The organism is Bradyrhizobium sp. Ses1, assembly GCF_059512365.1.
On record NZ_JCAMOQ010000094.1, the window covers coordinates 1 to 14,128 of the forward strand.

Genomic DNA, 14,128 nt, shown 5'->3' on the forward strand with positions numbered 1-14,128 from the left:
AGCCGCCCAGCCAGGCGGAATCAGGTGGGGGAGTTTGAGGTGACCTCACCCGGGGGATTTTGACCAACCGTCGGGGGAGATTGCCGTCGAGATCGACGGCAGGCCCTTCAATCCCGAAGGTGTATTCGCCTGCCGGCGTAACCTGGAGACTTTCGAATAGCTTGTCCTCAGCACGCGCAGATGCTGCGGCCACGATCAGGACGGCGCTACAAAGGAACCAGAAGGTCCTGCCGGATATAGTAGCCATCTGTATCGGTGCACTCGCCATTGAGGAAGATATCGGCCGGCCGATAGAACCGGCTGAAGCCGGATTTACCTACGGCGTTTCTTTGTGTCACCACAACGACCTTCGTTGTCGGCATTTCGCCGCATTCCTTGTCGGCCTTGCTGAAGAATTTCCTCCGAACGGGGCCAGGCTTGATCCGCATCCTGGTTCCCGGAACCATCGTGCCGGAGAGATAATCGGCAAGGTCCAAAACCCTGGCATAACCCTGTTCCGTCTGCGGCAGCTTTTCGCCGCCCGGCGGCATCAGCTTCTCCGCGCCAAAGCCGCGGAGGCGGATGCGTAGTTTCCCGGAATCTGGGTCGCCCGGGTAAATCCAGCCGTCCTGCGCCAGCATGAAGCGCAGGACCGTCTGATCCTTCTCAGCCTCCGCCTGCCCCTTCTTAAGGCCAAAGTCCGAGTGACAGCCGACGCAATGCTTTTCGACGAGGTTGGTGCGGATGGTCGTCAGGCGCGCCTTGTTCTTGGGATCGTTTGCAACGAAACCAGCAAGCTCATCGATCTGCTCAGGCGTCCGGACGCCGCAAGGCAAGGGATCGGGCGGATTGCCGGAGGCTCGGTCGATGCGGATGACGGATTTGTTGTTGTCCTCGACGATCCAGATCGCGCCATCGGCCGCGACTGTCATGCCGACCGGCGCGCCCTGCGGCCGCGCGCCATTCACCCTGTACCAGCCGGATATAAGCTCTTCGTAGGCCGCCGCCGGAGCATTGCCGGCGTCTGTCTGAAACGCGCGGCTCGGCTCCGCCCCCGCAGCTCACCTGGTAGCGGACGGGCGGCGGGCTCACCTTTGGAAAGCCGTAGCCATCCACATCATAGATAAGAAGACGGCCGCCCGTCGGGCGATAGCCATGCAGTCCGACGAGGAGCTTGCCGTCGAGCTCCGGAAACCTGCTGCCATGATAGTACAACATCCCGAGCGGCGCGCCGTGCGGCGGCAGGAGCGAGTGCGGCGGCTTGTATGCGGCGGTATTGTTGCAGAAATTCTTATAAGGTCCCGCCTGCAGCACGACCTTGAACTCAGGACTTGGCGAGGAAAGATCGAAGCAGTACGGCCAGCCGTAATGCTTCCCCTTCTCGAGTACGTTGATCTCCTCATTCGGCTTGAAAATGTCCGGTAGGTCCCGCATTCTCGCCCTGCAGGAAAGCGTAGCCCGGATCGGGAAAGCGGGGAGGGACGGCAAGCGCCATCGAGTTGCGCAGCCCACGCGCGTAAATCTCGCGCGGCGGATTGGAATCATTCGGCATGAGGGCTGGAAATACCCCGCCGGGCGGCGGCGTGAACATCCAGACTGCGGCAAGGGGTGATGCGCCTTCGCCCGCCGCGCAGGGCTTTGTGATCGGCGGCTTGGTGATGCAGTCGTCGCTGTGCGAGCCGACATTGACGAATACGCGCCCCGTTTTGTCGAAAATGAAATGCTTGAGCGGATGACTACTCTTCTCGACCTTCGTGCCGTCCGGAAGCGTGACCCGGCGGCCCGGGAGGCCGTGGATAATCGTCTCGAGTGTGCTCTTGGGATCTGCCGCGAGGGGATCGAGGCGGAAGATCGTCTCGGCGGTTGACGTATAGACCTTCTTGTCGGGACCGATCGCGAGACCGAACGGATATTCGAGGCCGCTAACAATCTCTTTGACCCGCTTACCCTCGGCCGCGTGCGGGTCGAGCACCAGCAGCCTGCCGTCTGTGCGATTCCACCCTCCCATATCGGAGATCACGAATTGCTCGTGCCCGGGGATTTGGACAATGGAACGCGGAAACCTCAGCCCGTCCTCCTCGCTCAGCACCAGTCCCGCGCAAAATCCCTTCTTCATATCAATTTTGAGTCTAGGAAACGATAATCCCCTGCTGCCGCATTGCTCCGAGCCGATGGCATAGCCGCTCTTTCTTTCCGGCTCTGCCGACCAGGCAAAGTGCCCGTAGAGAGCGGCCAGGGCAAGCGCGAGCATTGTCCGGATCCCCAGGCGGCAAGGACAGGCAAGACCGGTATGAGCCATAGCAAACTCCCGAGCAGTCGCAGATGCGAGTCGTCGCGCAACATACCACAGCATCACCCTTGATATTTGTCTTTACGCATTACAACCGCAAATACCCTGTTGCTTTTTGCTGGTTAAAGTTGCCGTTACTCTCGCGCAGCGGTGATGCGCAAGAATCAGGTTCGCTTCAGACTAATAAGCCTTGTGTGAAAACCTAGCGGTTCAGAACTGAATAGCTTCTGTTGGAGAGCCTATCAGTGCATGACGGCGCTAGGCCCATTTGGCTCTTTGCTCTTCATCCTCTAGAAAACTTGGTGCCAAGGAGGGGGATCGACCTCGCTTACGGGGCTGCACTGGGGCATCGGCGATGCCGGCATTGGAGAGGGGCACCGCCCGGGCCGTGGTGAATCTGGCAAGGAGAAGCAGTGGCGACAAAGTACTGTCGATCGGTGCAAAAAGGCTTTAGAAGGCGTATCTTGCACAAGCGATTCCTGCCGGAGACGTCGAGTTGGGCAAGATCAAGCGAACGAATCAAAAGCGCCAAAGTGACGATAAGAAAGGACGCACGCCGGAGAAGCTTCTGGCTTCCGCGGATACGGCCATCGCAAGGCCGCCAATCGATGAGAGAATGGGCGCAGCCATTCGTCGTGCGCGCCTCGAGCGGGGGCTTACGCTTAACGATCTTGCATCAGCAGCAAGCATTTCTGTCCCAATGCTCAGTCGGTTCGAAAATGGGCAGTCGACTGCTAGCCTTGTGCTGCTTGAACGTATCTGCGCGGCGTTAGGTACCGACCTTTCGACCTTGTTCAGTGAAGTCGAGCAAACAAGGGGTGAGGCTCAACTGATCAAAGCCTCTGAGCAGATGGAGGTCGTGCGCTCTGGCACCAAGCACGGCCACACTTATCGCTTGCTGTCCTACCACAAGGGGCCGCGGAAGGTTTTCGAGCCTTTCCTTATCAACATGGATAAGGAGAGCGAGAGCTATCCGCGTTTTCAGCATCCCGGAACGGAATTCATTTATATGCTGACCGGTAGGATGGAATATCGATTTGGAGACAGAACGTTTCTCGTTGAGCCGGGTGATGCATTCACATTCTCCGGCAATGTTCTCCATGGGCCGGAAAAGCTGTTAGACGATCGCATCCAATTCATCACGGTCATCATATACGCGGAATGACAATCGGTTCGCGACCATCTGCGGCTCGCGCAGGGAAAACGCGGCAGCGCCGCTGACTCGAGCTGCCGACGGCCGGTACACCACCGGACAGAGCCGAGAGGAAATTGGAAACCCGCCGGGCAAAGTTATGTTGGTGAGCGCTGATCCTAGGGTTTGATCAGCCCGCGCGGCGCTCTCAGCGAGTACCTGCAAATCGGTGAATTCGCTCATGCCGCAACTGAGTTGGCAGTAGCAGTGACCAAATGAACCTGGAAGAATATGCCAACTGCGATGGACGAGAACTCGCCCATCCAGTTCGACGCAAGCTGGTATCGGCTAACGAGGTCCGCAATGCTGCTTTGGCCCCTATGAAAATCAATGACAGCTCCCAATTGAAACCGGTTCTTCTTGCGCCACAGGTTTTGTCGGCGACGTCCATCACGCTTTGGCGGCTTAAGCTCTTGCTCGTCGCGCATGCCTTGATGTGTCCGCCCGCTACTTGAACATGCTTGGTTTCCTTTCTCTTATTGACGATGCGTGTTTTCGTACACGAACGGTTTTGAAGGGCCGGGCCGGGTTCATTCCTAATCTAGCGGACAAAGCCACACCCTTGTCCGAAAAGAGGCTGCTGGACCTAGCGGAACGGTATGACAGGCCTAGCCACCGCTCTCAGGTGACGAAGGAGCTCCTGTCAACCCTTCTGCAGAATTGAGTTAGCGAAGCGCGGTAGCCTCGGTCTTCCTTTACTGTACGTGATTAAGGCGAAGTCAAACTCGATGGCCGTGCCGTGCCGCGTCGATAGTGCAGCCGGTACTCCCGAACAGGAAACCGAGCGAATGGCGGCTCGTTCTGACCAATCCATCGCGAAGTCAGAACACTCCATCATATTATTCGATGTCGGTCCGAGGCATGCGATTCGATCGAGGGGCGCGCGTGTCCAATTCAAGCGGCGATCTTCACCACTCGGTCGCATCGAAAATGACTTCTCCTGAGTGGAGTGGTGACACAACTGCGTCGATGCGTTCGCGGATTGAAGTAATCGAAAAGCGATTTTCTCATCTGAGATCGAGCATTCGAGAAACATGCGCACTGAAAAACGTCGATAAAAGCGATGGACCAACGACGGGCTTCTGTGGCGAGATGACGCAAGAGCGAAGAAGAACGACGTAGGCGAGACACCGGCAGTCGGAGATTAGTGATGGTGAGGCAGATTAGATTCAACGCATTCGATATGAACTGCGTCGGCCATCAATCGCCAGGACTCTGGGCACATCCGCGGGACCGTTCCTTCAAATACAAGGATCTCGACTATTGGCAGGATCTGGCGAGAACGCTCGAGCGCGGCGTGTTTGACGGCATCTTCATTGCCGACGTGATCGGCTATTATGATGTCTACAAAAAAAGCAACTATCATGCGATACGCGAAGCGGCGCAAATCCCAGTCAACGACCCCTTGCAACTTGTTGCGCCAATTGCGCTAGCGACCGAGCATCTCGGCATCGGCATCACTGCGTCGACCTCATTCGAGCATCCCTATACGTTTGCGCGGCGTCTGTCGACCGCTGACCACCATAGCAAGGGACGTGTGGGCTGGAACATCGTCACGTCATATCTCGAAAGCGGAGCGAAGAATACAGGGCAGGGTGGGCTCCGACAGCACGACAATCGCTATGAGGTCGCAGCTGAATATGTCGAAGTCGTCTACAAGCTTCTCGAAGGAAGCTGGGAGGACGGCGCCGTTGTACGCGATGCGCAGAGCCGCGTCTTCGCTAATCCCGAGAAGGTTCATGAGATCGCTCACAAGGGAAAGTATTTCGAGGTCCCGGGCTATCATCTCTGCGAGCCGTCACCACAGCGGACGCCGCTGCTGTATCAAGCCGGTGCGTCCGGGGCCGGCAAGGCCTTTGCCGCACAGCACGCCGAGTGCGTCTTTGTCGCTGCGCAAACAAAGACGCTTCTCAAAGCATATGTGGCCGATGTGCGAGCGCAGGCAGCGCAGGCCGGCCGCGATCCTCGCAAGATCCTGACCTACAACCTCGTCACCATCGTCGTGGACGAAACTGATGGTAAGGCGGAAGCCAAGTTCAAGGAATATCAGAGTTATGCGTCCTACGACGGCGCTTTGGTGTTTATGTCGGGTTGGAGCGGTATCGACTTCGGCCAGTACGCTCCAACAGATCCCGTCAAAAAGGTCGAGACCAACGCAATCATTTCTATGATGGATCACCTCACCGGCGGAACCAAGCCGTGGACCATCGAGGAATTGGCGCGATGGGGCGGCATTGGTGGCTTTGGACCAGTATTCGTGGGTTCGCCATCGACCGTCGCCGATATCCTGCAGGAGTGGGTTGAAGAGACCGATGTTGACGGGTTTAATCTCGCCTACGCCGTGACCCCAGAGACGTTCGAGGATATCGTCGGCTTTCTCGTTCCTGAGCTGCAGAGGCGTGGTGCTTACCCGAAGGTCTATCGTCCCGGCACTCTGCGCGAGAAATTGTTCGGAAGAGGGCCGCATCTGCCGTCCAGCCATCCCGCGGCGGGCTATCGCGACATCGAGGCGGTTAGGCGACGGGCAGCGCAGCAGTCACTTGCTGCATCGCGGCAGGTCGTGGAGGCTTGATCCCCGATGTCCGAGCCGATCCTGCGATTGCGGGACGTTTACCTTTCCTTCAAAGGAATCAAAGCGCTCAGCGCCTTGAGTTTCGACGTGGCGCGCGGAGAAATCTGCGCACTGATCGGACCAAATGGGGCGGGAAAGAGCTCGCTTCTGAACGTCATTAATGGCGTCTATCGCGCGAACTCGGGTGACGTCATCTTCAACAAGCAGCGTTTTGACCGCATTCGTCCCGCACGAGCCGCGAACCTTGGGATTGGGCGGACCTTTCAACACAATGCCCTCTTCAAGCGCCTCAGCGTGCTCGATAACATTCTCGCCGGTCTTGTCCGCCACAGCCGCACGACCATCTTTGAAGATGCGTTCGGCATCGGACGCGACCGCAGCGAAGCACGAGAGTTCAAGGCGCGGGCCGACGATATCATCGGGTTTTTGGATTTGGAGCGGCACCGTGAGGCGATTGTCTCGACGTTGCCGTACGGGGTCCAGAAGCGCGTCGAGCTTGCGCGAGCTCTGGTTGGGCGTCCCACGCTACTGCTTCTCGATGAGCCGATGGCCGGAATGAGCCAGGACGAGAAGCGGGAGATGAGCCGCTTCATTCTGGAGGCCAACCGGTCTTTGGAAACCACCGTCGTCCTGATTGAACACGATATGGGCGTTGTGATGGGCCTTTCGCATCATGTCGTGGTGCTCGATTACGGCCGCAAGGTTGGGGACGGGACGCCGGAAGAGGTGCGCAACAATCCCGATGTGATCACCGCCTACCTTGGCGCGGTGCATTGAGCGATTGCATGAGCTTCTTTGTCGAAACGCTCGTCGGTGGTCTCCTCGCAGGCGTCATGTACTCGCTCGTGGCAATTGGCTTTGTGCTGATCTTCAAGGCCTCGGGCGTATTCAACTTCGCACAAGGCGCAATGGTGCTGTGTGCGGCCCTGACCTTTGTGAATTTCCGCGACAAGAACATCGACGTTTGGCTAGCGGCGCTCCTCACCCTCGCAATCATGATTGCGCTGGCGATCGCGGTCGAACGCCTCGTTCTGCGGCCGCTCGTGAACCAGCCTCAGATCACGCTGTTCGTGGCGACGTTAGGAGTATCATTCGTGATCGAGGGCATATCGCAAATGGTGATGGGCGCCAGCGTCCATGAGCTTGATCTTGGGATCGTCGACACACCGATCAGGCTCGGTGATGTCCAGATCAGCCAATTCGATCTTGTTGCTGCTGCCGCGGCAGGCATCCTGGTGGTCGCCCTGTCCATCTTCTTCAACTGGACCCACGTCGGAATAGCGCTACGCGCCGTTGCGGATGACCCGCAGGCTGCGCTTTCGATCGGCATCCGCCTGCAGAAACTGTGGCAGATTGTATGGGGCGTTGCAGGCGTCGTCTCCCTGGTCGCAGGTCTGCTCTGGGGATCGCGACAGGGCGTCCAATTCGCGTTGACGCTCGTCGTTTTCAAGTCGCTGCCCGTGCTCATCATCGGTGGATTCACCTCGATTGCCGGCGCCATTGTCGGAGGTTTGATCGTCGGCGCCGGCGACAGTCTTGCCGACATCTATTTGGGTAATCTGCTGGGTGGCAGCGTGTCGACCTGGTTCGCTTATGCATTGGCCGTGCTCTTTCTGCTGATCCGGCCGGCCGGCTTGTTCGGCGAAGCGCCTATCGAAAGGATTTGAACCGTGTCCTCGATAGGTTCGGGATCGATTGCCGACTTCGTCTCTCCAGCCGTGCTAGGTCGATCGCATCGCGGCCTCATTGCCGCCGGTCTGGCTCTGCTGGCGCTCACAGTCCTGGCCAGTGCGCCCCTGGTTGCCAATGACTACTGGCTCAACGCCATTTTGATTCCCTTTCTCATCATGTCGCTCACCGGGCTGGGACTGAACATATTGATGGGCTATGCCGGCCAGGCGTCACTCGGGACTGGCGGTTTCATGTCGGTCGGCGCCTACGCCACATACAATCTGCTGCTGCGCCTACCTGACCTTCCATTGCCTGTGAGCCTGTTGCTGGGCGGTATGATTGCCGGCTTTGTGGGGCTGATTGCAGGGCTGTTCAGCCTTCGCATCAAAGGATTTTATCTCATCGCCCCCACCCTTGCCACGCAGTTTTTCCTGGAATGGCTCTTCAATCAATATGGCTGGTTCTCGAATTATTCGACCTCGAGCTCGATTTCGGCGCCGCGACTTGCGTTCCTTGGCGTTGATTTATCGAGCCCGGTCGGCCGCTACGTTCTAACCCTGGCGACGGTGGCGATCATCACTATGGTCACCATCCGACTTGTGAACAGCCAGACCGGCCGGACGTGGATGGCAATTCGCGATATGGATACGGCTGCAGCTGTGATCGGTATTCCGGTCGCGGCCGGAAAGCTCAAGGCCTTCTTCATCAGCTCGGCTATCATCGGTATTGCCGGCGCGCTTTGGGCCTTCGCCTATCTGGGTACGGTCGATGCGGGCAGCTTCAATCTCGATCGCTCATTTGAGGTGATGTTCATCATCATTTTCGGTGGCATGGGTCGTGTCGTCGGCAGTTATCTCGGCGCCGCGTTCATTATGTTTCTGCCGATCCTGCTTGATCATATTGGTGCTGGGATGTTCGGCGGCGCCATAGATCCAGGCCAACTTGCAAATTTCCAAAAGGCGCTCTTTGGCGCGTTGATCATTTGGTTCTTGGTCAAAGAGCCAAATGGCCTTGCCGCGCTGGTGGAGCGGCTGGGGTGCTGGCTGGCGCGCTTCGTGCAGTCCCAAAAGGGTTAGAGCCCCGAACTGTGTGATTGAAAAGGAGAAAGAAATGCCGTTGCAAGCAAGACGTGCGCGTCTGCGGACCGTAAGGAGGGCAGCCGCGTTCGCATTGGTCGGCCTTTCGGCCCCTATTGGCGCTGCGGCTGTTGCGGAGGACGCTAAGACGCAATATTTCCCGCTCGCGACTTACCGGGTCGGCGCCTATGCATCAAGCGGCATTCCGGCTTGGGCCGGCGTGATCGACTATTTCCGATACATCAATGAGGTTGAAGGCGGCATCAATGGTGTCAAACTTGTGTGGGACGAGTGCGAGACGAACTGGGAGGTAGAGAAGGGCGTGGAATGCTATGAACGGGTGAAAGCTGGCAAAAACGGCTCCCCTGTACCCATCTTTCTACCGCATGGTGACCCGATCTCGAAAGCTCTGACCGAAAAGTCGGTTGCCGATAAGATTCCGCTGCTGACCCCCGCCTACGGGCGCACCGAGGCAATCGACGGGCGCGTTTTTCCCTACAGTTTTCCGGTTATCTTCAGCTTCTGGAGTGAAGCATCCTCGGCCATCAACTTCATCGCCGAGAAGGTCGGCGGCAAGGAGAAGCTCAAAGGGTTGACGATCGCGACCGTCTACCACGACTCGCCCTATGGCAAGGAGACGCAGGTACCACTGGCCTATCTAGCCAAAACCTACGGACTTGAGGACATCCAGATTTCGGTGCCTCATCCTGGCAATGATCAGTCGGCGCAATGGGCGAGGATCCGCCAACTCAAGCCGGACTGGGTGTTTTTGCGAGGCTGGGGCGTCATGACGCCGGTCGCGATCAAGACGGCCGCCAAAGTGGGCTTCCCCGTCGATCACATAATTGGAGGCGTCTGGTCAGGCTCGGAAGAGGATGTTCGCCCGGCTGGCGCTGTTGCCAAGGGTTATTTGGCGATCACGCCCTTTCCTGCCGGATCAAATTTCGAGATTCACCAGAAGCTCAAGAAGCACATCCTCGACAAGGGGCTGAGCGACCTCAAGGATCCCAAGAGCTTCGGATCAGTCTACTACAATTCCGGTGTCAATGAAGCGATCATCGTGGTCGAGACGATCCGCACGGCGCAAGCGCATTTCGGCGTCCGTCCGATCAACGGTGAAGAGGCTCAGTGGGGTCTTGAACATCTTGACCTCTCCGACAAGCGCCTGGCTGAAGTTGGCGCGACCGGCCTGCAGCAACCATTAAAGCTTTCGGCCAAGGATCATGAAGGCGGCGGTGCCGGCAAGGTCCTGCAATGGGATGGCGAAAGGTGGAACATCGTCTCCAATGGCTGGGTGAAGTCCGATCGTGAGCTGTTGCTGCCGTTGATTTATGAACGCGCGGCTGCCTATGCCCGGGAGAAGGGCATCAAGCTGCGTGACGCCAGCAACTGACCAGATCGGCAAAACAGCCATGACCACATCGCCGTTTCTCGAAGTTGATAACATCGAAGCGCTCTATGGCCAGGCGATCCTGGCCTTGCGGGGAGTTTCGCTCCGGGTCGAGCGCGGCTCCATCGTTGCTATTCTCGGCGCCAATGGCGCCGGGAAGACAACGACGCTCAAGGCGATTTCCAACCTTCTGCCATCCGAGCGGGGTCACGTGAACCGCGGTTCGATCTCCTGGCAGGGTAAGCCGACCTTGCGCCTGCATCCTTCCGATCTCGTCGCAAGGGGGCTCGTGCAGGTACTGGAGGGCCGGCACGTTTTTCCCCAGCTCACGGTCGAGGAAAATCTTCTGGCCGGAGGCTTCGTACGCCGACCAAGCCGGCGTACGCTCGCAGACGATCTCGAGCGGATTTACAGCTGGTTTCCACGTCTGAAGCAGCGCCGAAAGTCTCGCTGCGGTCTGACCTCAGGCGGCGAGCAGCAAATGGTCGCCATCGGACGCGCCCTGATGACACGGCCGACCCTTGTTCTGCTCGATGAACCTTCAATGGGACTTGCTCCCATCATTGTTGAAGAGATTTTTGAGATCATCCGCGAGCTCAACAAGAACGAAGCTGTGAGCTTCCTGCTCGCCGAGCAGAACATCCATCTGGTCCTCCGCTTTGCCGACTACGGCTACGTTCTGGAGAATGGCCGTGTTGTCGCATACGGGACCGCAGCCGAGCTCTCCGCACGCGGCGACGTCAAGGAGTTCTACCTCGGCACGGCGAGCCCTAAGGCAACGCCGGTTTCGGCGCTGGCGAAGTCCTATGCGGCAGCTGCGGTGTGAAGGCCACGAACTCAGAGAAGAAAACCCCGACCATGACCACAGTTAATCGCAAATTGCATAGCAAAGCCATTCCGGGTCAGAGCCGGCCGGCGCCTCACATTCCTCCGCATCGCTTGGCTGCGCGGCGCATTGTTTCCGATGCAGAGGCGATCGAAGTTGCCAAAGAACTTGCAGCTGAATTCGCGCGTGAATCCATAAATCGTGATCGCGAGCGCCGGCTGCCGATTGCCGAGGTCGAGCGCTTTTCACAATCCGGCCTCTGGGGGATCACCGTACCCAAGGAACATGGCGGTGCAGGGGTGTCTAACGTGACACTCGCGGAGGTAGTCGCCACCATCGCGGCAGCCGACGGAAGTCTGGGGCAGATCCCGCAGAACCATTTTTACATGGTGGAAGCCCTTCGTCTCGCCGGCACCGAAGAGCAGAAGCGGCTCTATTTCAATCGGGTTCTGGATGGCGAGCGGATCGGCAATGCCTTTAGCGAGATTGGCACCCGCAATCCTGTCGATTTTCAGACCAAGATCGAACGCAGCAGGGACAAGCTGGTCCTGAACGGCCAGAAATTCTATTCTACCGGTGCCTTATTCGCGCATCTCATTGCCGTGGTCGCCGCGGATGATGCGCAGCGATCGCATGTCGTCTTTCTTGAAAGGTCAACCCCCGGCCTTACGCTCATTGATGATTGGGCAGGTTTTGGTCAGCGCACGACCGGCAGCGGTTCGACCTGGCTCGATGAAATTCTCGTCAAACCGTCTCAAGTGATACCTCATCAAGATATATTTGACCGGCCAACGCCGGTGGGGCCGATCGCACAGCTCATTCACGCCGCAATCGATGTTGGAATCGCACGCGGTGCACTCGCCGATACGATGGTTTTCACCCGCAAATTTGCCCGACCATGGTTTGAGACCACTTACCAGGTTGGGACGGAGGATCCGCACCTCATTCATGCTGCGGGCGATGTGGCGATCAGGGTCGAGGCCGCCAACGCCTTGTTGGAACGCGCAGGTCGCTTTGTCGATCGCGCGGTAGAGGCTCCTACGGATCAGAGCGTGGCGGAGGCCTCGATCGCGGTGGCTGAAGCCAAAGCTTTGTCGACCGAAGTATCACTCTACGTCTCCAACAAGCTGTTTGAACTGACAGGCTCGCGATCCACGCTTGAGGAGTTCGGTCTCGACCGATACTGGCGCAACGTGCGAACCCACACACTGCACGATCCTGTGCGCTGGAAATATCATCGCATCGGCGACTTTGTCTTGAACGGCGTCCTGCCGACGCGCCATGGCGCCATCTAGCCGCCGCCTCGACGAACAGACCTGGGAGCTCTTTATGACCGCCGTCATTGAAACTGCCGACCCCACAAGGCAGCCACCAGAATTCAACCTCGCACCAAGCGCACACATCATTGCGTCTGATGCCGAAGCGATCGACGTCGCACAGAAATTAGCCGCGGAGTTCGTGATCGACGCCTCAGCGCGTGATCGCGAACGGCGCTTGCCGGCGGCCGAGCTCGATCGCTTTTCGTCAAGCGGCCTGTGGGGCATCACCGTACCGAAAGCCTATGGCGGTGCCGGCGTTTCCTTCGTGACAGTTGCAGAAGTGATCAAGATCATCTCGGCTGCGGATCCCTCGCTCGGACAAATCCCGCAAAATCATCTCGGCGTCCTGCAACTGTTGGCACTGACCGGATCTGAAGCGCAAAAGCGCTTCTGGTTTGCCAAAGTCCTCCAAGGCTATCGGTTCGGAAATGCGTTTTCCGAGGCCAAGAGCAAGCATGCCGGCATCTTCGAGACCAAGATTACGCCTGAGGGCGACGCCTACCATATCAATGGCGAGAAATTCTACGCGACCGGTGCCCTGTTCGCCCATTACATTCCAATTGCTGCGACTGACACCTACGGAAAGGCGCATATCGCCATAGCACCTCGGGATGCTGATGGATTGAGCATCATTGATAACTGGTCGAGCTTCGGCCAGAGAACGACTGCGAGCGGCACCGTGCTGGTTCGGAATGTTCGTGTCCCCGCACTGGCGGTATTGCCAGTGCAGCCGGCATTCGATCTTCCCACCGCGAGCGGACCGGTCGCGCAGATCATCCAGGCCGCGGTCGATGCCGGCATAGCCAAAGGCGCTATCGCCGATACGGTTGCGTTTGTGCGTCAGTACGCACGGCCATGGATCGATAGCGGTCAGGACCACGGCTATGAAGATCACTTCACTATCGCACAGGTCGGAGATCTCAGCATTAAGCTTCACGCCGCCGAAGCGCTGCTCGAACGGGCGGGGCGTGCGGTGGACGTCGCCATAGCCGAGTCAAACGAAAAGACGGTCGCCGAGGCATCGATTGCTGTCGCTATTGCCAAGGTGGCCACGACGGAAATCGCGATTCTAGCCGCTAACAAGCTCCACGAGCTCGGCGGAACGCGCTCGACGCTTGCGCAGTACAATCTCGATCGTCACTGGCGCAATTCGCGCACGCATACGCTGCATGATCCGGTACGCTGGAAATACTTCCATGTTGGCAACTACGTGCTGAACGGGGTAAGTCCACCGCGCCACGCGTGGAATTGAGATGTCGACAGCCATGCTGGACGCCTTTGAGGTACTGGCCGTGACCCACGTTCACCTCGGCTCCCGCGCGAGGTTCCCCTTAGCCCGATCACAAGGCCCCATGCGCCAACGCTGATGTCGACCGCGCCGCGGCGACCATGCAGTCCGCTGTGACAGACGCCCCCGCGCGCTCGCAAAGGACATCCGCGAGAACGCAGCTAAGCTGGCAGATCCTGTGCGACCGGAGAAATTCCGGTGGAGCTTCAGCGTTGCCCAGATCGGCGCTGCTTTCGCGGGATCCTGGCTTGCTGCGGTTGGAGCAGGGTGCACGAGGGCATCCTCCGATTTCATCAAGCGCGACTAGACCGGGCACGGGAAAAAAAACGCAACAGCCAATAGCTGCCTCGGCCAGTAGTTGAGCCTATTTAGCGGCAAACCCGCTCCCTCTGACGCTTACGCTTAGGGCGGCATTGCGTTGAGAATAGCGGCGAAGCTTTTGAAAGTCTGCGGATTCCGAGATGATGGTGCGCACCGTACCGAGTTGATGGCGCGCAGGGTTCCGAAATGATCGCGCGCAGCATT

At 58.3% G+C, this 14,128-nt stretch carries 10 protein-coding genes and 2 pseudogenes; 10 read left to right on the forward strand and 2 right to left on the reverse strand.

Translation table 11 applies throughout. The features are described from left to right. Positions 1-76: 76 nt before the first annotated feature. Both AC5ZG5_RS44225 and AC5ZG5_RS44230 read right to left on the reverse strand, forming a co-directional pair. Positions 77-247: pseudogene (locus tag AC5ZG5_RS44225) on the reverse strand (SMP-30/gluconolactonase/LRE family protein); the annotation flags it as partial. Continuing rightward, positions 207-2,230 (reverse strand): annotated as a pseudogene (locus AC5ZG5_RS44230) (PQQ-dependent sugar dehydrogenase). The pseudogenes AC5ZG5_RS44225 and AC5ZG5_RS44230, both read right to left, overlap by 41 nt. A gap of 535 nt (positions 2,231-2,765) precedes the next feature. Here AC5ZG5_RS44230 and AC5ZG5_RS44235 point away from each other — a divergent pair. The 10 genes from AC5ZG5_RS44235 (at position 2,766) to AC5ZG5_RS44280 (ending at position 13,567) form a co-directional block, all read left to right on the forward strand. Then, complete coding sequence (locus tag AC5ZG5_RS44235) at positions 2,766-3,434, forward strand: helix-turn-helix domain-containing protein (protein ID WP_456646938.1); 669 nt, start codon at positions 2,766-2,768, stop codon at positions 3,432-3,434. 242 nt (positions 3,435-3,676) lie between these two features. Further along, positions 3,677-3,916 (forward strand): hypothetical protein, encoded by a 240-nt coding sequence (locus AC5ZG5_RS44240; RefSeq protein WP_456646937.1) that lies wholly within the window; start codon positions 3,677-3,679, stop codon positions 3,914-3,916. A 695-nt stretch (positions 3,917-4,611) separates the two neighbouring features. Further along, a complete protein-coding gene (locus tag AC5ZG5_RS44245) occupies positions 4,612-6,033 on the forward strand; it encodes an LLM class flavin-dependent oxidoreductase (protein WP_456646936.1) in 1,422 nt (473 codons plus the stop codon). A 6-nt stretch (positions 6,034-6,039) separates the two neighbouring features. Beyond that, positions 6,040-6,810 (forward strand): ABC transporter ATP-binding protein, encoded by a 771-nt coding sequence (locus AC5ZG5_RS44250; protein ID WP_456646935.1) that lies wholly within the window; start codon positions 6,040-6,042, stop codon positions 6,808-6,810. 8 nt (positions 6,811-6,818) lie between these two features. Beyond that, the gene (locus AC5ZG5_RS44255) at positions 6,819-7,700 is read left to right on the forward strand and encodes a branched-chain amino acid ABC transporter permease (protein ID WP_456646934.1); all 882 of its coding nucleotides are present in this window, start codon (positions 6,819-6,821) and stop codon (positions 7,698-7,700) included. A 51-nt stretch (positions 7,701-7,751) separates the two neighbouring features. Further along, positions 7,752-8,780 carry a branched-chain amino acid ABC transporter permease gene (locus tag AC5ZG5_RS44260; protein ID WP_456646940.1) on the forward strand — a complete coding sequence of 343 codons (1,029 nt, stop codon included), beginning with the start codon at positions 7,752-7,754 and terminating at the stop codon, positions 8,778-8,780. 34 nt (positions 8,781-8,814) lie between these two features. Then, positions 8,815-10,173, forward strand: a complete 1,359-nt coding sequence (locus AC5ZG5_RS44265) for an ABC transporter substrate-binding protein (RefSeq protein ID WP_456646933.1) — start codon at positions 8,815-8,817, stop codon at positions 10,171-10,173. 19 nt (positions 10,174-10,192) lie between these two features. Further along, a complete protein-coding gene (locus AC5ZG5_RS44270) occupies positions 10,193-10,996 on the forward strand; it encodes an ABC transporter ATP-binding protein (protein WP_456646939.1) in 804 nt (267 codons plus the stop codon). A gap of 32 nt (positions 10,997-11,028) precedes the next feature. After that, on the forward strand, positions 11,029-12,291 hold the full coding sequence (locus tag AC5ZG5_RS44275; RefSeq protein WP_456646932.1) for an SfnB family sulfur acquisition oxidoreductase: 1,263 nt from the start codon (positions 11,029-11,031) through the stop codon (positions 12,289-12,291). Between the two features lie 34 nt (positions 12,292-12,325). Then, positions 12,326-13,567 carry an SfnB family sulfur acquisition oxidoreductase gene (locus tag AC5ZG5_RS44280; RefSeq protein WP_456646931.1) on the forward strand — a complete coding sequence of 414 codons (1,242 nt, stop codon included), beginning with the start codon at positions 12,326-12,328 and terminating at the stop codon, positions 13,565-13,567. Positions 13,568-14,128 lie beyond the last annotated feature (561 nt).